17 protein-coding genes and 1 other annotated feature are annotated in these 19611 nt (G+C 35.9%); of the genes, 13 read left to right on the forward strand and 4 right to left on the reverse strand.

From position 1 onward, the window contains the following. The first annotated feature begins 25 nt into the window (after nt 1–25). Nucleotides 26–688 carry an amino acid ABC transporter permease gene (locus BMY13_RS07235; protein ID WP_092492410.1) on the forward strand — a complete coding sequence of 221 codons (663 nt, stop codon included), beginning with the start codon at nt 26–28 and terminating at the stop codon, nt 686–688. Between the two features lie 14 nt (nt 689–702). Beyond that, the gene (locus BMY13_RS07240; RefSeq protein WP_092492411.1) at nt 703–1443 is read left to right on the forward strand and encodes an amino acid ABC transporter ATP-binding protein; all 741 of its coding nucleotides are present in this window, start codon (nt 703–705) and stop codon (nt 1441–1443) included. Between the two features lie 34 nt (nt 1444–1477). On the opposite strand, the gene BMY13_RS07245 is transcribed toward BMY13_RS07240, so the two are convergent. After that, nucleotides 1478–1960, reverse strand: coding sequence for a LiaI-LiaF-like domain-containing protein (locus BMY13_RS07245; RefSeq protein ID WP_092492412.1), 483 nt, complete (start codon nt 1958–1960; stop codon nt 1478–1480). Between the two features lie 212 nt (nt 1961–2172). Between BMY13_RS07245 and hemA the strand changes: the two genes are divergently transcribed. The 8 genes from hemA to BMY13_RS07285 all read left to right on the forward strand — a co-directional run bounded on the left by hemA (nt 2173) and on the right by BMY13_RS07285 (nt 10991). Then, entirely contained in the window at nt 2173–3546 is a 1374-nt protein-coding gene (gene hemA / locus BMY13_RS07250) for a glutamyl-tRNA reductase (protein ID WP_092492413.1), read from the forward strand. A gap of 18 nt (nt 3547–3564) precedes the next feature. Continuing rightward, nucleotides 3565–4383: a cytochrome C assembly family protein gene (locus tag BMY13_RS07255; RefSeq protein ID WP_092492414.1), complete on the forward strand. Its 819-nt coding sequence runs from the start codon at nt 3565–3567 to the stop codon at nt 4381–4383. 27 nt (nt 4384–4410) lie between these two features. Beyond that, nucleotides 4411–5340 carry a hydroxymethylbilane synthase gene (hemC, locus tag BMY13_RS07260; protein ID WP_092492415.1) on the forward strand — a complete coding sequence of 310 codons (930 nt, stop codon included), beginning with the start codon at nt 4411–4413 and terminating at the stop codon, nt 5338–5340. After that, complete coding sequence (locus BMY13_RS07265) at nt 5340–6113, forward strand: uroporphyrinogen-III synthase (protein WP_092503631.1); 774 nt, start codon at nt 5340–5342, stop codon at nt 6111–6113. The genes hemC and BMY13_RS07265 overlap by 1 nt, the downstream gene beginning before the upstream one ends. 6 nt (nt 6114–6119) lie before the next feature. Further along, nucleotides 6120–7100, forward strand: coding sequence for a porphobilinogen synthase (hemB, locus tag BMY13_RS07270; protein ID WP_092503633.1), 981 nt, complete (start codon nt 6120–6122; stop codon nt 7098–7100). 25 nt (nt 7101–7125) lie between these two features. Continuing rightward, nucleotides 7126–8415, forward strand: coding sequence for a glutamate-1-semialdehyde 2,1-aminomutase (hemL, locus tag BMY13_RS07275; protein ID WP_092503635.1), 1290 nt, complete (start codon nt 7126–7128; stop codon nt 8413–8415). A gap of 503 nt (nt 8416–8918) precedes the next feature. Further along, entirely contained in the window at nt 8919–9917 is a 999-nt protein-coding gene (locus BMY13_RS07280) for a LysM peptidoglycan-binding domain-containing protein (RefSeq protein WP_092503638.1), read from the forward strand. Between the two features lie 63 nt (nt 9918–9980). Further along, nucleotides 9981–10991, forward strand: a complete 1011-nt coding sequence (locus tag BMY13_RS07285) for a protein kinase family protein (protein ID WP_092503640.1) — start codon at nt 9981–9983, stop codon at nt 10989–10991. Here BMY13_RS07285 and BMY13_RS07290 read toward each other — a convergent pair. Further along, nucleotides 10988–11176: a hypothetical protein gene (locus BMY13_RS07290; protein ID WP_092492421.1), complete on the reverse strand. Its 189-nt coding sequence runs from the start codon at nt 11174–11176 to the stop codon at nt 10988–10990. The genes BMY13_RS07285 and BMY13_RS07290 overlap by 4 nt on opposite strands. Nucleotides 11177–11293: 117 nt before the next feature. Continuing rightward, nucleotides 11294–11522 (forward strand) — a binding site (T-box leader). Nucleotides 11523–11667: 145 nt separating this feature from the next. On the opposite strand from BMY13_RS07290, the gene BMY13_RS07295 reads away from it, so the two are divergent. Next, a complete protein-coding gene (locus tag BMY13_RS07295) occupies nt 11668–14313 on the forward strand; it encodes a valine--tRNA ligase (protein ID WP_175476740.1) in 2646 nt (881 codons plus the stop codon). A 17-nt stretch (nt 14314–14330) separates the two neighbouring features. Here the strand turns inward: BMY13_RS07295 and BMY13_RS07300 are convergent, their stop codons facing one another. Continuing rightward, a complete protein-coding gene (locus tag BMY13_RS07300; RefSeq protein ID WP_092503644.1) occupies nt 14331–15197 on the reverse strand; it encodes an ATP-grasp domain-containing protein in 867 nt (288 codons plus the stop codon). Beyond that, on the reverse strand, nt 15194–16102 hold the full coding sequence (locus tag BMY13_RS07305; RefSeq protein ID WP_092503646.1) for an ATP-grasp domain-containing protein: 909 nt from the start codon (nt 16100–16102) through the stop codon (nt 15194–15196). Before BMY13_RS07305 ends, BMY13_RS07300 begins: the two co-directional genes overlap by 4 nt. An 83-nt stretch (nt 16103–16185) precedes the next feature. On the opposite strand from BMY13_RS07305, the gene BMY13_RS07310 reads away from it, so the two are divergent. Together BMY13_RS07310 and BMY13_RS07315 are read left to right on the forward strand one after the other, a co-directional pair. Next, a complete protein-coding gene (locus BMY13_RS07310; protein WP_092503648.1) occupies nt 16186–17469 on the forward strand; it encodes a bifunctional folylpolyglutamate synthase/dihydrofolate synthase in 1284 nt (427 codons plus the stop codon). 138 nt (nt 17470–17607) lie between these two features. Next, complete coding sequence (locus tag BMY13_RS07315) at nt 17608–19335, forward strand: sensor domain-containing diguanylate cyclase (protein ID WP_092503650.1); 1728 nt, start codon at nt 17608–17610, stop codon at nt 19333–19335. The last annotated feature ends 276 nt before the right edge of the window (nt 19336–19611 follow it).

The raw sequence follows: 19611 nt of genomic DNA on the forward strand, positions 1-19611 counted from the left end.
GTGCCTTACAAAGGAGTTGAATTTCTTGTCAGCAATTACCCATTTCTTTGAAGTTTTTACAGGTAGTTATGATTTATTTTTAAAGGGGCTTTGGCTAACATTTGAATTATCAGCAGCTTCATTACTTATTGCATTTGTGATTGGTTTATTTTTTGCAATACTTAAAATTTCAAACATAAAGATTCTACAATGGATAGCTGATGCGTATATTTGGGTTGTTCGGGGGACACCACTTATTGTACAAATCTTCGTTCTTTATTATGGTCTGGCAGAAATATTCCTGATTCCAATGTTTTGGGCTGGTGCAGCAGGACTTGCTTTTCATAGTGGTGCATATATTGCTGAAATTATCCGTGGTGCTATACAATCCATAGACAAAGGACAAAGGGAAGCTGGACGAACGCTTGGAATGACTAGTGGTCTGACAATGCGAAGAATCATATTACCTCAGGCTTTTCGTCGGGCTGTACCATCACTTGGTAATCAATTTATTATTGGTATAAAAGATTCCTCACTCGTCTCATTTATTGGTATGCAGGAATTATTTGGGGTTGCCAGTACGATGGGGTCGAACAACTTTGATTATCTTCCGTACTATCTAACCGTAGCAATATATTATTTATTCATTGTACTGATTCTAACATTGCTGGTGAATATGCTAGAGAAAAAACTGGCTCAAAGTGATTAAGCAGGAGGAGTAATATGAGTGAAAAACAAGAAATGATTAGAGTTGAAAAGTTAAATAAATCTTTCGGAGAATTACAAGTTTTAAAGGATATAGATTTAACTGTTAAAGAAAGTGATGTTGTAGTACTAATTGGTGCAAGTGGATCAGGGAAAAGTACACTGTTACGCTGTCTAAACTTTTTAGAAATGAAAAACAGTGGAATAATAACAATTGAAGGAGAGCAAATAGAAGAGAGTACACATGATTTGAACAAAGTGCGTGAACGGGTTGGTATGGTGTTTCAGCATTTCAATCTTTTCCCTCACAAGACAGTAATTGGAAATGTTATTGAGGCTCCGACTCAAGTGAAAGGAATGAAAAAGGAGCAAGCCATAAAAGAAGGAAAAGAGATGTTGGATAAAGTTGGATTAGGGGACAAATACAATGTATACCCGTCAACACTATCAGGTGGTCAGAAACAGCGTGTTGCAATAGCACGAGCATTGGCAATGAGACCAGACGTTATGCTGTTTGATGAACCAACATCAGCACTCGATCCAGAATTAGTTGGTGAAGTGTTATCGACAATTAAGGAACTTGCTGATGAAGGAATGACTATGGTCGTTGTTACACACGAGATGGGTTTTGCGCGTGAAGTTGGTGATTGGGTGTTCTATATGCATGATGGTAAGATTGTAGAATACGGTCCACCAAATGAATTATTTGATAACCCGAAAGAAGAACGGACACAAGCATTTCTGAGTTCAATTTTATAAGTAACGAAAAAATAATCTTCCACAAAAAGGAGGATTATTTTTTCTTTTTCAGCCAATAAATACCTATGCCAATTAGTATTACTGGCCAGAACTTCTCAAGAAATGCTGTAACATCATATATCCAATTAAATGTTGGTGGTAATTTTACAGAAAACATAAAGAGAATTGACGTACCAGTAAATATTAGACCGGTTAGGAAGCCTTTTTTAGTTCTAAGGGATCGAATTATAAAAGCTATCCCAACAATCATTGGGTATACAGCCCAATGATCTATCCAGAATGCGTAGTGTTCTATTCCGTGAAAGTGGATACCCAGACCCAATACAATTGTTCCGCTGAATAAGTGCTGATAATCTTTAGATGTGTAACTATGTATAAGTAATGCGAGCCCAATTATAATAAGAAATGTTGGCCATGAGTAAAAATCAGTTATAATGGGAATTCTAAGTTCTCTTAGCAAAAAGTAAACTCCTATTCCAATTAATATATATGCTACGAACGAATTTTGTCGTTTCATTGTAGAACACCTCTTCCAGGATACGATTAAATATGCAAAATTCTTGCTTCTAATGTACTCGTATGATAGAGTACACACGAGTTATATAACAATATACGAATATCCTAACATATAGTTTCAAATTCTGTTCACATTTATCAAAAATGTGAAGAATTACCTATGTTATAATTGTAATAATTGAGAAATGTTTTAAGCTCTTGGGGGTAGTTATCGTGCACATACTTAAAGTTGGATTTAATTACAAATCAACCCCTGTCGAAACTAGGGAAAGATTAACCTTTTCTGAAGATAATATCGATCAGGCCATGCTTCTTTTAAAAGAGCAAAAAAGTATTTTGGAAAATGTAATTGTTTCCACTTGTAATCGTACCGAAATTTATGCGGTTGTTGATCAGCTTCATACAGGACGTTACTATATCAAACAATTCCTTGCTGATTGGTTTCAAATAGATAAGGAAGAATTTTCTTCTTACTTGCGGATATCAGAAAGTGATGGAGCAATAGAGCATCTATTACGTGTTTCTGCAGGACTTGATTCCATGGTTTTAGGCGAGACACAAATACTCGGGCAGGTTAAACAAGCGTTCTCAACTGCTCAGAATATGCATACTACTGGAACCGTATTTAATGAATTATTTAAACAGGTAATTACGTTTGCGAAACGGGCCCATAAGGATACAGCGATAGGACAGTATGCTGTGTCTGTTAGCTATGCAGCTGTTGAATTGGCCAAGAAAATATTTGGTGATTTAGAACAGAAGCATGTAGTTATCTTAGGTGCCGGAAAAATGGGTGAACTAGCTGCCAAAAACCTTCACGGATCTGGTGCAACAAAGATTACTGTAGTAAATCGAACCTATGAAAAAGCTGAAGCATTAGCTGAAAAGTTTCAGGCCAAGGCAGCACATACAGACCATTTACATGACCTTATTAATGATGCTGATATTTTAATCAGTTCAACAGGCTCAGATTCTGTTGTATTAACAAAAGAAGTTATTGAACCAATCCAGAAGAAACGTAAAGGCAGACCACTATTTCTAGTGGATATTGCCGTTCCAAGAGATTTAGATCCTGGAATTGGTGAATTAAATAGTGTGTTCTTATATGATATAGATGATTTACAGGGGATAGTTGATAAAAACTTAGCTGCTAGAGAAAAAGCCGCAGAGAGTATAGAAATTATGCTTGAATCTGAAATCGTTGCTTTCAAAGAGTGGTTGCAAACACTAGGCGTTGTTCCAGTAATTTCTGCGCTTCGTCAAAAGGCGTTGTCCATTCAAGCAGAAACAATGAAAAGTATTGAACGGAAAATGCCCGACTTAACCGCACGGGAGAGAAAGGTGCTTAATAAGCATACAAAGAGTATTATTAATCAGCTCCTGAAGGAACCTGTAACACAAGCAAAAGAATTAGCGGCTGATAAAAACAGAGACGAGTCTTTGGAACTTTTTGTAAATATATTTGGGATTGAAGAGGAAGTTCAAAAGGAACTATCGAAACAAACAAAAAAAAATGAAAGTTCAACAAAAATAAAACAAAATGAAGAAGTATCCTTTCCTGTTTTAGAAAGAACGTCACCACAGTAAGATGAAAGGATTTCCAATATGTTCGAAATGAAATGGCTTTATGAAATTATCCTTATTATTTACGGACTTAGTTTAATTGGGTACTTTATTGATTTTATACAACATAACCGGAGGGCAAACAGAATAGCCTTCTGGTTACTTAGTATGGTTTGGATTATTCAAACCGCTTTTTTATTCAATCAAGTTTTTATCGAAAAAAGTTTTCCAGTGTTCACATTGTATGATGGATTATACTTTTATGCATGGGTTCTCGTTTCTTTTTCACTAATCATAAATAAACTTTTTCAAATTCATTTTATTTTATTCTTCACCAATTTATTAGGTTTCTTTATATTACTGTTATACATTTCAACAAGGGCGCAGGAACATATGCAAGGTAGAGGAATTCAGCTCGTAAATGAAATACTGATTACACATGTAACACTTGCTATAGTCTCCTATGGATTTTTTACCATCTCTTTTCTCTTTTCTATAATGTATATCACGCAGTATCGGTTTTTAAAAGAAAAGAAAGGATTGCGATGGATGTGGAGATTTGGGGATTTAAATCGGCTGGATTCTTATTCTTTTAAAGCAGTAACACTAGGAGTTCCATTATTAACAATTGCGATTATTCTTGGTGTTGTGTGGGCATATGTATCGAATGCCGAATTTTATTGGTTTGATTTGAAAACGATTGGTTCCATACTGGTTTTAGTTGTTTATGTCATTTATTTAGTGTTGCGTCTTGTAAAAGGATATCAAGGAAAAGCTATATCAATTTATAACACAGCTGCATTTCTGATTTTATTAATTAATTTCTTTTTGTTTAACATATTATCGAATTTTCATTTCTAATCGTAATATATTTAGGAGGGCGTTTAAATGCGAAAAATTGTTGTTGGGTCTAGGAAAAGTAATCTAGCATTAACCCAAACTGAATGGGTGATAGACCAATTAAAAAAAGCTGGGATCAAAAATGAATTTGAGGTAAAGAAGATTGTAACAAAAGGTGATCGAATACTTGATGTAACATTGTCAAAAGTCGGTGGAAAAGGTCTTTTTGTTAAAGAAATTGAACAAGCTATGTATGATAAAGAAATTGACCTGGCTGTACATAGCATGAAAGATATGCCTTCACAGATGCCTGAAGGACTTACAATTACTTCTGTGCCAGAAAGAGAAGACCATCGTGATGCCTATATTGCAAAAGACAATGTAGCATTAAATGATCTACCCGAAGGTGCTATTGTAGGAACGAGCAGTTTACGCAGATCTGCACAAGTTCTTGCCGAACGGCCAGACGTTGAAGTTAAATGGATTCGCGGAAATATTGAAACAAGAATTCGTAAATTGGATGAAGAAGATTATGATGCTATTATTCTTGCAGTTTCAGGACTAAAACGTGTTGGTTTAAGTGAAGAACTTATCACAGAATATTTAGAGCCTGAAGTTTGTGTACCTGCAGTTGGACAAGGTGCTTTAGCAATTGAATGCCGTGAAGATGATGATGAACTAAGAGAATTATTAGATAAAATTAATGATGAATATACAACAAAAACGGTTACTGCTGAAAGAACATTTCTGCATCTACTTGAAGGTGGCTGTCAAATTCCAATCGGAGGTTATGCTTATCTACAAGGAGATGAAATGGTCTTAACTGCATTGGTCGGAACACCTGACGGCAAAACAATTTTGAAAGAGGTTGTTCGTGGAACAGATCCTGTAGCAGTTGGCAAAGAAGCAGCCGAAAAACTGATAAACCAAGGTGCAAAGGAGATTGTCGATCAAGTAAAAGAGGAGCTTGACGACTAATGTCAATACCTTTACATGAAAAAAGAATTTTAATTACCCGTGAGGGAAATCAAGCAAAGGAATTTTCCGAAAAAGTTATACAGCATGGCGGAAAACCAATTGAAATACCTCTTTTGAAAATTTCATGTAAGGATATACCTGAAAATAAGCAACAGCTACAAAACATACATCACTATAAATGGATTTTTTTCACTAGTTCTAACGGTGTAGCCTGCTTTTTTCAACTTGCTAATCAATATAAATGGATGAGTAATGTATTCGACAAGATTAAATTTGCGACCGTTGGCCATAAGACTGCACAAACTTTGGAAGCATACGGATGCAAGTCAGATTTTATTCCTTCAATCTATAATGCTGATGCGATGGCAACTGAGTTTACTGCGAGATATACTGTAATAGATGAGCCTCTGCTTATTGTCCGGGGAAACAAATCCAGAGAAGTTCTGCCTGATTGGTTTACAAAACATAAAATCCGTTTTGACACTATAGAAGTATATGAAACAACGTATAACTTTCGTGTGAAAGACGAGTTAAATCAATTGTTAAATCAGAATAAACTGGATTTCATAACATTTACTAGTCCCTCTGCAGTAGAAGCTTTTAGTGAAATGAAAGACGGTCAAATACGTAAGAATCAAGTATTTGTTTGCATAGGAACCACTACCAAAAAACGTGCATTGGAATTTGGAATAACAAACACTTTAACACCTGAGCAATTCACGATTGATGGAATGCTCGAGCAAATCATTGACTATATAGCTAGGAAGGGGTAGATTTTGATGGTAAAAGCTTTGAATTTCAAACGACATCGTCGGTTACGTTCTTCATCCGCAATGCGATCATTGGTAAGTGAAAATCATCTGAGAATGGATGACTTTATTTATCCGCTTTTTATTGTTGAAGGAGAAAATATTAAAAATGAAGTATCCTCCATGCCAGGTGTGTTTCAGATTTCGCTAGATTTTGTAAAAGATGAGATGGAAGAATTACGTTCCCTTGGGATAAAGGCTGTTATGATTTTTGGTGTACCGAATGAAAAAGACGAACAGGGCACGGGGGCATTTATTGAAACTGGGATCGTACAGGAGGCAACTCGACGCATAAAAAAGGAAGTTCCGGAAATGCTGGTAGTTGCTGACACATGCTTGTGTGAATACACATCTCACGGACATTGTGGTGTCATCCATAACCAGGATGTTGATAATGATGAATCACTAAAACTTTTAGCTAAAACAGCTGTATCACAGGCAGAAGCAGGTGCTGATATAATAGCCCCATCCAACATGATGGATGGCTTTGTGATTGTTATCCGCCAGGCACTTGATGAGGCTGGATACACAAATATTCCTATTATGTCTTATGCAGTTAAATATTCATCTGCCTTTTATGGTCCGTTCCGTGATGCTGCTGATAGTACACCACAATTTGGAGATCGTAAATCTTATCAGATGGATCCGGCAAATCGACTTGAAGCATTACGTGAAGCAGAGTCAGATGTAGAAGAAGGTGCAGATTTCCTAATTGTTAAACCAGCATTATCATACTTGGATATTGTTCGCGATGTTAAAAATACTGTTAACACACCGGTTGTTGCCTATAATGTGAGTGGTGAGTATGCAATGGTTAAAGCAGCAGCTAAGAATGGCTGGGTTGATGAAAGAGAATTGGTACTTGAAAAGATGACTGCAATGAAACGTGCAGGAGCAGATTTGATTATATCCTATTTTGCGAAAGACGTAGCAAAATGGCTTAATGAATAAAATTTTAAAGTTGAGGTGATTAATTGTGGTTAACTTTGATAATTCGGTAGATGCATATAAAGAAGCAGTGGATCTAATGCCAGGTGGAGTAAATTCACCTGTTCGAGCATTCAAATCAGTTGGTATGTCACCGATATTTATGGAACAAGGAAAAGGTTCTAAAATAACGGATATCGATCAAAACGAGTATATTGATTATGTGTTAAGCTGGGGTCCGTTAATTTTGGGACATGCTGATGATCGGGTGGTTTCCAAATTAAAAGAGATCACAGAAAAAGGCACAAGTTTTGGTGCACCAACTATAATAGAGAACAAACTTGCACAATTGGTAATTGACCGTGTACCGTCAATTGAAATGGTACGTATGGTGAATTCAGGCACAGAAGCTACTATGAGTGCTTTGCGTATTGCAAGAGGATATACAGGTCGGGATAAAATCCTGAAATTTGAAGGAAATTATCATGGTCATGGTGATTCACTCCTAATCAAAGCCGGATCTGGTGTTGCTACACTTGGCTTGCCAGATAGTCCTGGTGTACCTGAATCGATTGCTCAAAATACAATTACAGTGCCTTATAATGATGTAGAAAGTGTGCGCTATGCATTTGAAACATATGGTGGTGAGATTGCCGCTGTTATCGTTGAGCCAGTTTCGGGTAATATGGGTGTTGTACCACCACAAGCTAGCTTTTTGCAGGAATTGAGAAGAGTAACTGACGAAAATGGCTCTGTACTCATATTTGATGAGGTTATGACAGGTTTCCGTGTCGGATACAATTGTGCACAAGGTTACTTTGGGGTCACACCTGATATGACTTGCTTGGGTAAAGTAATTGGCGGAGGACTTCCTGTTGGGGCATATGGTGGTAAACGTGAAATTATGGAAAGCGTAGCACCTACAGGGTCTATTTATCAAGCTGGCACATTATCAGGTAACCCACTTGCTATGACAGCTGGTTATGAGACACTAAGTGCTTTAGATAAATCATCCTATGATGAAATAAATGAAAAAGTGGACAAATTGGTCGAAGGTTATAAACAAGCTTCAATCGATTTTAAGATCCCACTTCAGATTAATCGCGCTGGATCAATGGTTGGCTTTTTCTTTACGTACGAACCAGTATTTAATTATGAAACAGCTCAAAATTCCAATCTTGATTATTTTGCACAATATTACCGGGCAATGATTGAAGAAGGAATCTTTTTGCCACCATCACAGTTTGAAGGATTGTTTCTATCGACTGCCCATACAGATGAAGATATCGATAAGACATTACAAGCTGTACGCAACGCTTTCTCAAAGATTGAAAAGTAAAAAGATCAACAGCACAAGCTCCTGTCTATCGATGCAGGGATTGCGCTGCACATCACTGGTGGGTCGACGTTTCCGCGCAAAGTGGCGGTTTCGTCGATTTTCTTTTTTCTGCGCGAAGTGTATTTCCGGAGCGGCATAATAGCACTCAAACTTTTTAAAAAGTATTTCGCAGTTTATATCTAATCAAAAAAATAAATCCGGACTAATTCGAATTCTATTTCAAGAATTTTGAATCATAGTTCGGATTTTACTTTGACTTAAACGCTTTTGTCCCGACCTCTTTTTTTAGCACTTAATAAATACCCTCTTATTGCATAAGTAACTTAAGCTTGCACTCCAAAGTGTAAGAGGGTTCTAAGAATGAAATTTACCCTTTATTAAAATCCTCCTTTTTCGATAAGGCAAGTTTTCTAATAGGTATAAGCATATCCTCTGTTTATATTTCATATAGTTGAAATAAGACATATAAGCATATGGAATATATGTTGAAGGGAGGAAGTCATTTGTCAAATAATCGGGAAGTATTCAGCTTTGATTTAAATGAATCGCTTTATTTTGAAGAAGGACAGGAAGTTGCAGAAATGCTGGGAATTTCATTGGACCCGGAAATTTCTATCCAGCCATTTAACGATTTTATTTCGATTCGAGGAGTAATTGAACTTCAAGGTTCATATCAAAAGGAAGTATTTTCAAACGTAGAGGCTGAAGATACATTAGATTTTGATGATTACCATTCTAGACGTTATGTTGAGAAAGTGGTAGAACTGGATAACGGCCAGTCAGAGTTTACTCACCGTTTCCCAGTTGAAATTTCTGTTCCAACATATCGTGTTGCAGACTTAAACGATGTGACGGTGAACATTGAATCCTTTGATTATGAAATACCAAATCAGAGTCAACTTAAATTAAGCTCAAGAATTGAAATACATGGGATTAGCGATCAAACCGAGGCTGCACCTGGAAAAGTAATAGAAACTGGTAATGAATTTTTACCACCACGGGAAGAGGAAACGTTTGAGTTTGATATTAAAGCAGAAAATGAAGCTTCTGAACCAGATAGCCAGTTTACACCGGAGAATGCGCCTACGTTATCCCCGGAAGTAGAAGAGAGTGTATCACCAGAAAAAGAACGCTGGAAAAGCAAGAAGTCACAGTCACTTGCTGAATTTTTCAAGAAGGAACCGGTAGAAAGTTCACCTGAAGATGAAAGTTCACAGGAATCCTCAACATTAAACTATACTGAATCTGATTATATGGAAGAAAGCTATGAAAGTCGATCAAGTGAAACCAAAGATGTTAGCTATTTAGCAGATATGTTCAGAAGCGATGATGATGATCGATATGCTAAGATGCGGTTGTGTATTGTCCAAAATACAGACACGGTAGAATCAATTGCTAAACGTTATCAGATACCAGCACTTCAATTAGTGAAACAAAATAATCTAAGTGATGATAGTCTTGAAGAAGGTCAATTATTGTACATTCCTTTTAAGAAAAATTAACAGCTAATACCCCTTGCTTCGTTAAGTAAGGGGTATATATTTGAAAGGGTGGTGAAATGTAGTGTGAAAGAAGTAATTCATAAAATAGCCGAAAAATACGGAATCCATCCATATAAAATTGAACAGATATCGAAACGGCTATTTCGTATCAGTGATGGAAAGCATTATTATGCGTTAAAGCAAAGCAATCTTACTGAAAGTAATTTGGAGGTATGGGAATATGTTTATCACCAAGCATATACACAAAACATCCAAAGTATATTGCCTGTCTATTTAACAAAGCAATCAAAATTATATGAAGTAAATAATCAATCGTTTTATTATTTAACACCTTGGTTATCATCTTATAAACTTGATCATCAGCAAGTAATTAAAAATTTATATAATGCAATTGGGGAAATACATGTTAAGACAAAGCGAACACAATTTATTCAGACCGACACATTAATCAGCAAATTCACCGATTACCAGAAGAACGTCGCGGAACTATATAAAAGAGAGTTGTACTTTGTTGAGTTGTTTGAAAAATATAGATTTATGTCACCATTTGAATTATTAGTTTGTACGCATTTTCGGATTATGGACAACGTTCTCACGGTGTTAAATAATTGCATTGACTTATTTATAAGTCAAATGCAGAATGATAAAGAGTGGAATTATAGCCTATGTCATGGGAATTTAAACCTAGAGCATATACTTCATCACAATGATACGTATATACTAAATTGGGAAAAAGCAAATTATGATAATGCTATTGTGGATTTGTCGATTTTACTAAAACAACTTGTGCGCAACTATGACCAATCGTCGTCACAATTAACTGATTCATTTTCAGCATATACCAACAACAATATACTGAAAAAAAGCGAACTGTATTTACTCGTGATTTATTTATTGAATCCATACCCTTACATAAAGAAAATTCAAGATTATATTGACAATCCATCGAACGATACGATGATTAATCAAGTAAAGGAGCTGCAGTATACTTCCCGCCAGCTGTTGTTTGGCTTGAAATGGTTCGAGTTTGTTGAAAAGGAAACATCAGTTAAAGATAATAATAAAGAAATTTAAATCCATTCCAGATAGAATGCGATAAATATTCCAACTAATATGCCAAGTAGAAATACGTCAAATGAAGTTGGAAATAACATTGTCCGGATTAATTGAAATATTAGAATCGGTAAAGTTACTCGTTCAATAACAATAATGCTGTTTCTCGCCCATGGGGGCAGTTTGTATCGGTAATATCTCGCCACTCTTATCACCTCATATGTGTTTTTTTAATATAATATGTATATATAGTGTTGTTTTGTGCAATTCATATAATAATAGTTGATTTTATTTTCAGTAACCGATAAAATGAATAATAATATGTAAATGTGATGATAGGGAAGAGTACGAGATAATTACCTAATAGAGAGGGAATGTATGGTGGGAAATTCCCAGGAATATTATTTTGGAAGGTCGCCCTTGATGCAGCTTCTTTGAAATAATGCAGTAGAAGAGAGCCGGTTGTTAGCCGTTATCAACGAATCAAGTGCACAAGTTTAACTGCTTGTGAACGAAGGTGGTACCACGGAATATATCCTTTTCGTCCTTTATTGGATGGAGAGGATTTTTTTGTTTTATTTCACTAAATTAGAAAACTTGGCATTCGCCAAGCCTTTGGGCGAATTGCCTTAGTTGCACTTATGCAGTAAGAAAGTAGTTATACTTTCTTATCTGCCAAAAGAGGGAGGATTTAATGATGAGTGAAGAGGGTAAAACAACGATGTCATCGAAGTACAATCCACAGGAAATTGAAAAAGACCGGTATCATTTTTGGGTGAATGGTAAGTTCTTTGAAGCAACTGGGGATGAAGATAAGGAACCATTTACAATTGTTATTCCGCCGCCTAACGTAACTGGTAAGCTACATTTAGGTCATGCATGGGATACGACGATGCAGGATACAATTTCAAGAATGAAGCGGATGCAGGGCTTTGATGTACTATGGCTTCCAGGAATGGACCATGCAGGTATTGCAACACAGGCCAAGGTTGAGGCTAAATTGAAAGAACAGGGTAAAAATCGCTATGATTTAGGCCGCGAAAAGTTTCTTGATACTGTTTGGGATTGGAAAGAGGAATATGCTGACTTCATCCGTGCCCAATGGGAAAAGTTAGGCTTGGGACTTGATTATTCACGCGAGCGATTTACAATGGATGAAGGCTTATCAGACGCAGTACGTGAAGTGTTTGTAACGTTGTATAAAAAAAATCTTATCTATCGTGGCGAATATATTATCAATTGGGATCCTAATACCAAAACAGCACTTTCTGATATTGAAGTTATCTATGAAGAAGTTCAGGGAAAATTTTATCATATGCGTTATTCAATTAAAGATAGTGCTGAAACGATTGAAATTGCAACAACTCGACCAGAAACAATGCTTGGGGATACAGCAATAGCCGTACATCCAAGTGACAATCGATACAGTCATTTAATCGGTAAGACGGTAGTATTGCCAATAGTTGGACGTGAAATAGAAATTGTGGCTGACGAATATGTTGACATGGAGTTAGGTTCAGGTGCTGTCAAAATAACACCTGCACATGATCCAAACGATTTTGAAATTGGGAATCGTCATGATTTAGAACGGGTACTCGTGATGCATGAAGACGGCTCAATGAATGAAAATGCTGGTAAATATGAAGGACTTGATCGCTTTGAATGTCGTAAACAAATCGTTAAAGACTTACAGGACCAGGGTGTGCTTTTTAATATTGAGGAACGCATACACCAGGTAGGCCATTCAGAACGAAGCGGCGCAGTTGTTGAACCATATTTATCAACACAATGGTTCGTAAATATGCAGCCATTGGCGGACGAAGCAATTGAACTGCAACAACGTGATGAAAAAGTTAACTTTGTTCCAAATCGATTTGAACGCACCTATCTGCACTGGATGGAGAACATTCGTGATTGGTGTATTTCGAGACAATTATGGTGGGGACATCGAATTCCTGCATGGTATCATAAGGAAACAAATGAACTGTATGTTGGAAAAGAGGCACCTGCTGATATCGAAAATTGGGAGCAGGACAATGATGTACTTGATACGTGGTTTTCCTCAGCATTATGGCCGTTTTCAACAATGGGCTGGCCTGATCTGGATGCAGAAGATTTTAAGCGCCACTTTCCGACAGATGTATTGGTGACTGGTTATGATATTATTTTCTTCTGGGTTGCACGTATGATATTCCAATCGAAAGAATTTACAGATCAAAGACCATTTAAAGATGTACTGATTCATGGTTTGATTCGTGATGCCGATGGTCGCAAAATGAGTAAATCACTTGGCAATGGTGTAGATCCAATGGACGTTATTGAACAATATGGTGCAGATTCACTGCGTTATTTTCTGTTGACTGGTTCAACACCTGGCCAGGATTTACGATTCCATTGGGAAAAAGTTGAGGCAACATGGAATTTTGCAAACAAAGTATGGAACGCATCACGATTTTCGCTTATGAATATGGAAGGTTTCACATATGAGGATGTTGATTTAAATGGTGAAAAGTCATTAGCAGATAAATGGATATTAACTCGGTTAAACGAAACGATCGAACAAGTTACCAAAAATACAAATAAATATGAGTTTGGTGAAGCCGGACGTCATTTATACAATTTCATCTGGGATGAGCTTTGTGATTGGTATATTGAAATGGCTAAACTGCCGCTGTACGGTGATGACGAGAGTGAGAAACGAATGACTCAATCTGTTCTTGCGTATGTATTAGATCAGACGATGCGCATGCTTCATCCGTATATGCCATTTATAACAGAAGAAATTTGGCAGCAACTTCCACATCAGGGAGACTCAATTACAGTTGCTGCATGGCCAGAAGCGAAATCGGAATTTCATAATGAAACAGCATCGAAGGAAATGAAAAGACTCGTTTCAATAATTAAGTCCGTTCGTAACATTCGGGCAGAAGTTGATACACCAATGTCCAAACAAATTAAATTGTTAATCCAGGCGGAAAATGAAGCAACTGTTTCAGAACTGGAAAACAACCGTAATTACTTGGAACGTTTTTGTAATCCAAGTGAATTAAAAATCAGTACAAAGGTTGATGTTCCGGAAAAAGCAATGTCAGCTGTTGTAACAGGTGCAGAGCTGTTTCTTCCACTGGAAGGGTTGATTGACTTTGATAAAGAAATTAAACGTTTGGAGAAAGAACTGGATAAGTGGACGAAAGAAGTAGTAAGGGTTCAGAAAAAACTTTCGAATGAAGGATTTCTAAATAAAGCTCCACAAGCTGTTGTAGATGAGGAAAAACAAAAAGAGCAGGATTATTTGGAAAAACAAGCAAAAGTCAAAGCACGTTTAAATGAGTTAAATTCATAAATAATTTGGAGCGGAAATCATGAATTTCCGCTCTCTTTAATATGGGTTATATATTTATTTAGTATGTTTATATCAGAGACAGAACTGAGTGTTCTGGAGCCAACAACATCCTCAATTTCATTTAAAAGGAGTTTGCCATTCGTATCAAGTAAGAAATCAATTCCAACCATTCCAAAATCAAAGGAATCAAGTATCTTGTTTAGTACGGTTATCTCATGTCGATCCAATGAATACCATTTAGCCGATCCGCCTAATTTATAGTTTGACCTAAAATCACTGTTACTTTCCCGCATAACAGATCCAACAATTTGATTACCGACAACAAACACCCTTACATCTTTACCTAACTGCACATTTTTAGTTGATTGAATAATGAATTCAGGTGCAGAAATATCGTCAGCAATACATCTCTCCCATTGTTGCTCATCCTCGATCAAATGTACTTGCCTGCCACCTCTGCCGTTTACCCCCTTAACAACAAATGGAAATGGAATGATTGGCAATTGTACGCAGTTCTTTTTCTTAATAAAAATAGTATCGACCATTGGGATATTTAATTTGGCCATATGGTAATGTGTTAATGCTTTATTATTGCATATAGTCGATATTCGGGAGGAGTTAAAAACATTGATTCCCATCGATTCGAGTACTTTGTTTAGTAATGGTTCAATTGTTCGTACTACAGCAAAATTCGGCAATTGAACTTCCTGATTATTACAAAGGACCGTTTGTTTATTTTGGAATACACCAATTGTTAATTCCTCTCGCAATATTAATTTAAGTGTTATTCCCTGCATTGCTGCCTCATCAATAAACCACTTAATATATTCTTTATTTTGTTTCGAATCTTGTTTGCTATAGATTAGCCACCCAGTTAAGTTCATTTGGTATCCTCAATTTTTAAAGTGTCTTTTATATAATCAATCATATATTCAGCAACATTGATTCCAGTACAATCAAACATATTTCGTATATGGGCATTGGAGTTTATTTCACAAATAATCGGCTTATTATCGGGACCAAATAATAAGTCTACACCAGCAAAATCAGCACCGATAGCTTTTGTTGCAGCTACTGCAGTTGCCTTCTCTTCACGGGAAGGTTGATATTTATTCATTGTTCCTCCAGCAGTAATATTTGCTCGAAAATCATTAGATGCATGCCTTGTCATTGCTGCAACTACTTCATCACCAACTACTTGCAGGCGTATATCTTTTCCGTGACTTGAAGAAATAAATTCCTGAAGCATAAACGGTATTCCGTGAAGCTCAAATAGTTTTTCTAATGCCTCTTCCATTGAGTGGACTAAGTAAACCTGTTCACCAAATGAACCGAACGCCTCTTTAAGAATCAATGGAAAACCCAAAGAGTTGATAGAATCTCGAAAGTCTTTAGGGTTGAACAATTCTGACTTAACAAAAGCCTTTGGCGCAACAATTGTTTTGGGGATAGGTAAATGATTTGCAGCTAATGTTTGATATGTCGCTATTTTGTCGTCACTTTTCTCAATCGATACAGCACTGTTAAATACCCGAATACCCATTAGTTCGAGTTGCTTTGCTAAATAGATGTCCTTATCTGTGAACATCACGAAATCAGGAAGACTTTCTTTGTTTTCACTAATTAAATCAAGGGAATCAGTCGATAAAAATGTAAACAGTTCATTATTTTTATATATATCAGTATAAATATTCTGTTTGAGCGCAGCATCTTGAATCCACTCAGCAAAATCAAGAAACTTGTTACCAGGTAAGTATCCGTTATAAATTATCCATCCGTGTAAGTTCAATTCATGATTTCCTTTCTCATGGCTTATTATTATTGATATACTAACTTTATTGACTATGAAAATAAAGAAAAGCGGTGTACATAATGTTTGAACAGTTTCAGCAGGTAGAAAATTTTTTTCAAAGCAGAAATGAGTATGGGATGAAACCCGGATTAGACCGAATACATAAACTATTGGAATTACTCGGCAACCCACAGGAAAAGGTCAAAGCAATTCATGTTGCTGGGACAAATGGAAAAGGCTCAACTGTACAGTATATTAACAATGCATTAATTTCTAATGGTATATACGCTGGAGTCTTTACCTCACCAAGTCTTAATGGACTAACTGGTCATATTTACAAAGGTAATAACATGATTAGTGAAATAGTGCTCACAGAAATAATTAATGAGGTTCATCCATTTGTTCAACAGCTGGATGCTGAAAATAACCATCCAACGGAATTTGAAATTATGACAGCAGCAGCTTTTCTGTATTTCGAAAAAAATGTTGATATTGCATTAATTGAAACAGGAATGGGCGGGAAAGACGACACAACTAATTGTTTTAAACCCATTTTGTCCATTATAACAAATGTGGAACAAGATCATATTGCATTTTTAGGTGAATCGCTCGAATCAATTGCTTCTCATAAAGCAGGGATAATTAAAGAAAATAGACCGGTAGTGATAGGAGAAATGTCAGATGATGCGAAGTCCGTTATAAAGAAGGAGGCTTCATTGAAGCATGCTCCGTTATATCAACTAACTAAAACATTTAACTATTCAATTCTCCATGAAGAGTCAACTTATCAAGCATTTCAATGGGTTTTGAGCCAAGGTCAAAAGCAAAAACTTAAAGTTTCGATCCAGACAAAAGGCGAACACCAAGTGAAGAATACGTCTTTGGCGCTTATGGCGCTAAAACTTCTGGAGTCTAACGGATTTTCTTTAAATGTAGAAAAAAGCCTTAATGGACTCTATGAAACGCAAGTACCGGGCAGGTTTGAGCTGCTCCAAACAAATCCAGTTGTAATATTGGATGGAGCTCACAACCCTGCAAGTGTGCGAGCTTTTACAAAGACGATAGAGTCAATATACAAAAACAAGAAAAAGCATCTGATTTTTGCTGCCTTTCAAGATAAGGCTCTTAAGTATATGCTTGATCATTTAAGTAATCATTTTTTGTCTATAACTTTGACAACATTTAAACATCCTAGAGCTGCTTCTGTAGAAGAACTTCAATCAATAATTAATCATCCAGACGTTCGGACTAATCACGACTGGAAGAAGGTTATAGAGGGGATTCCTGATCAGGATAATGAGGTATGTTACTTTGTTACGGGTTCTCTGCATTTTATTGGTAATGTAAGAAATATTTTGAAATAAACTTAATAATATAGTAACATGTAATTATCAGAAAGTTTTTAATCTATGAGTCTTTAGTATGATTTGAATAGATTTAGAAATAGAATAAAAAGTATCATTTGTTAAAAAATTAACAATGATAGGAGATGTAAAATACTAATGGTATCTAAAGGTAAAATGAAGCTAACATGGATACTGTGGTTTATTTTATGGCCAGCAATATTATGGCTTTCATATAACTACTATTACGTAAGTATGGAAGATCAGATAATTGATATACTGCTATTTGCTTTGTTTATGTGTATTGTTGCCTGGTTTCCTTTAACTATAAATGACAATCCAGTTTTCTTTGTTAATGGGATTAGCATAGCAGTTTTTCTTACATTTGGTCTATTTGTCGAGATTATATTAACTCAAATAGCAATAGTCACTGTTTTAGCCAAAACTCGCGTTGGAAAGAAAGATAATTATCGTTATCCATTAAATATGATAATGTTCTCACTTGTATCTGTAATTGGTGCAGGTGTATTTGTTCAACTAGGGGGTAATCATCAAACGATTTTCACCCAAAGCGAGGAGCAAGTATGGGCAATATTTGGATATGCAATTACTATCTTTATCGCAAATCAGTTTTTCAACAAATTAATAGATAAAGCATTTTATAAAAGAAAGGTTAAAATTTTTGATGAAGGTTTAAGGTGGGAAGTTATCTCATCATTATTAATTATACCAGTGGGGTTTGTATTATTTGTACTCTATAGTGAAATTGGGCGTGCAGGTATCTTCTATTTAGGAATACCATTTGTATTTATCTCAGTAATATTAATGCTTTTATATTCCTACAAAGAAATTAATCGGTACCTCGAAAAAACAGGAGAAATTGGTCACCAATTAACAAACCGGATGGAATTAAGTTCAGTATATAACGTTTTTATTAATGAAATTAGTGATTTACTGCCAATCGATTATGCCTATATTTATATAGTAGATGATAATAAATTAAAATTGGAACAATTCTATGACTTAGAGAATAATACAGAAGCATCTTTTAGCTCACTGAAACGAAATGAAGCATTTAGCGGTAAAGTTTGGGCAACAGGGAAATCCCTTTTGTATAAACGAGCTTCAGATTGGGCAACTGTGAAAAGCAGAAAAATACCTTCAGATACTGAAAGTGTATTATCACAAGCAGTTGAGTATGGTGAAGATATTATTGGTGTTGTAACAATCGAATCTAAACAGAAAAAAGCATTTGAGAAACTGCATTTTCAAATAATGGACATTTTAACTAATTATTTAGGAGTTGCGGTAGAAAATGCAAAAAACTATGAACTAACTAAATCACAAAGTGAGCGAGACGGGCTAACTCAATTATATAATTTCAGGTACATGGAAAACTTGCTGGAAGATTACTGTGATAATTTAATTGAAAACAATAGTAATGAAAACTTTTCATTACTATTGTTAGACATAGACCATTTTAAGAAGGTCAATGATATTTATGGTCATGAAGCTGGGAATGAAATATTGTGTCAGATTGCGGAGAGTCTTAAGAGCTTTATCGGTGAAAGAGGTGTAATTGCACGCTATGGCGGTGAAGAGTTTATTGTATTTCTTCCGTACAGTGGTTTAAGCGAATCCACCCAAATTGCTGAAAACATACGAAGTTTAATTGCTGACAGCCCATTCACAGTTCATAAGCATATTATTAATAATACGGGTCCATTAAACGTTTCTATTACAACCAGTATTGGAATTTCTGTGTTTCCAATTCATTGCGAAACACCAAGTGAATTAATTCGTCATGCAGATCGTGCTATGTATATAGGAGCAAAAAGAAAGGGCAGAAACCGGGTTGCCGCTTATGAAGATCTCAAATCTTCCTGATCGTGTATTATGCGATGAATTTAATCAAATGCATGTTTTCTAAAAGATTATTGCTTTTTCCAAGCAATAATCTTAGACATAGTTGATAAAAACTGTGACATAATGTTGGAAAATACTTGAGCAGATTCCGACTTTATGCCCGGAGCGGTGAAAGAGAGTATATTCTAGCTGTGAGGTAAGAGAGCTCCAATAAATACTACAAATCGGTTACCGTTAGTCTGTGTCGCTGTTTATAGGAATAGAAATAAACGTTTAGAATACCAGTCTAATATCAAA

Source organism: Virgibacillus subterraneus (genome assembly GCF_900110695.1).
In the GTDB taxonomy this organism is placed as follows: domain Bacteria; phylum Bacillota; class Bacilli; order Bacillales; family Amphibacillaceae; genus Lentibacillus; species Lentibacillus subterraneus.

Excerpts from the sequence above, each read along its gene's own strand:
- BMY13_RS07255 (WP_092492414.1), top strand. The coding sequence starts at position 3,565 with ATGTTCGAAATGAAATGGCTTTATGAAATTATCCTTATTATTTACGGA.
- BMY13_RS07315 (WP_092503650.1), top strand. The coding sequence starts at position 17,608 with ATGGTATCTAAAGGTAAAATGAAGCTAACATGGATACTGTGGTTTATT.
- hemC (WP_092492415.1), top strand. The coding sequence starts at position 4,411 with ATGCGAAAAATTGTTGTTGGGTCTAGGAAAAGTAATCTAGCATTAACC.
- BMY13_RS07300 (WP_092503644.1), bottom strand. The coding sequence starts at position 15,197 with ATGAACTTAACTGGGTGGCTAATCTATAGCAAACAAGATTCGAAACAA.
- BMY13_RS07240 (WP_092492411.1), top strand. The coding sequence starts at position 703 with ATGAGTGAAAAACAAGAAATGATTAGAGTTGAAAAGTTAAATAAATCT.
- BMY13_RS07310 (WP_092503648.1), top strand. The coding sequence starts at position 16,186 with ATGTTTGAACAGTTTCAGCAGGTAGAAAATTTTTTTCAAAGCAGAAAT.
- BMY13_RS07265 (WP_092503631.1), top strand. The coding sequence starts at position 5,340 with ATGTCAATACCTTTACATGAAAAAAGAATTTTAATTACCCGTGAGGGA.
- BMY13_RS07245 (WP_092492412.1), bottom strand. The coding sequence starts at position 1,960 with ATGAAACGACAAAATTCGTTCGTAGCATATATATTAATTGGAATAGGA.
- BMY13_RS07295 (WP_175476740.1), top strand. The coding sequence starts at position 11,668 with ATGAGTGAAGAGGGTAAAACAACGATGTCATCGAAGTACAATCCACAG.
- hemB (WP_092503633.1), top strand. The coding sequence starts at position 6,120 with ATGGTAAAAGCTTTGAATTTCAAACGACATCGTCGGTTACGTTCTTCA.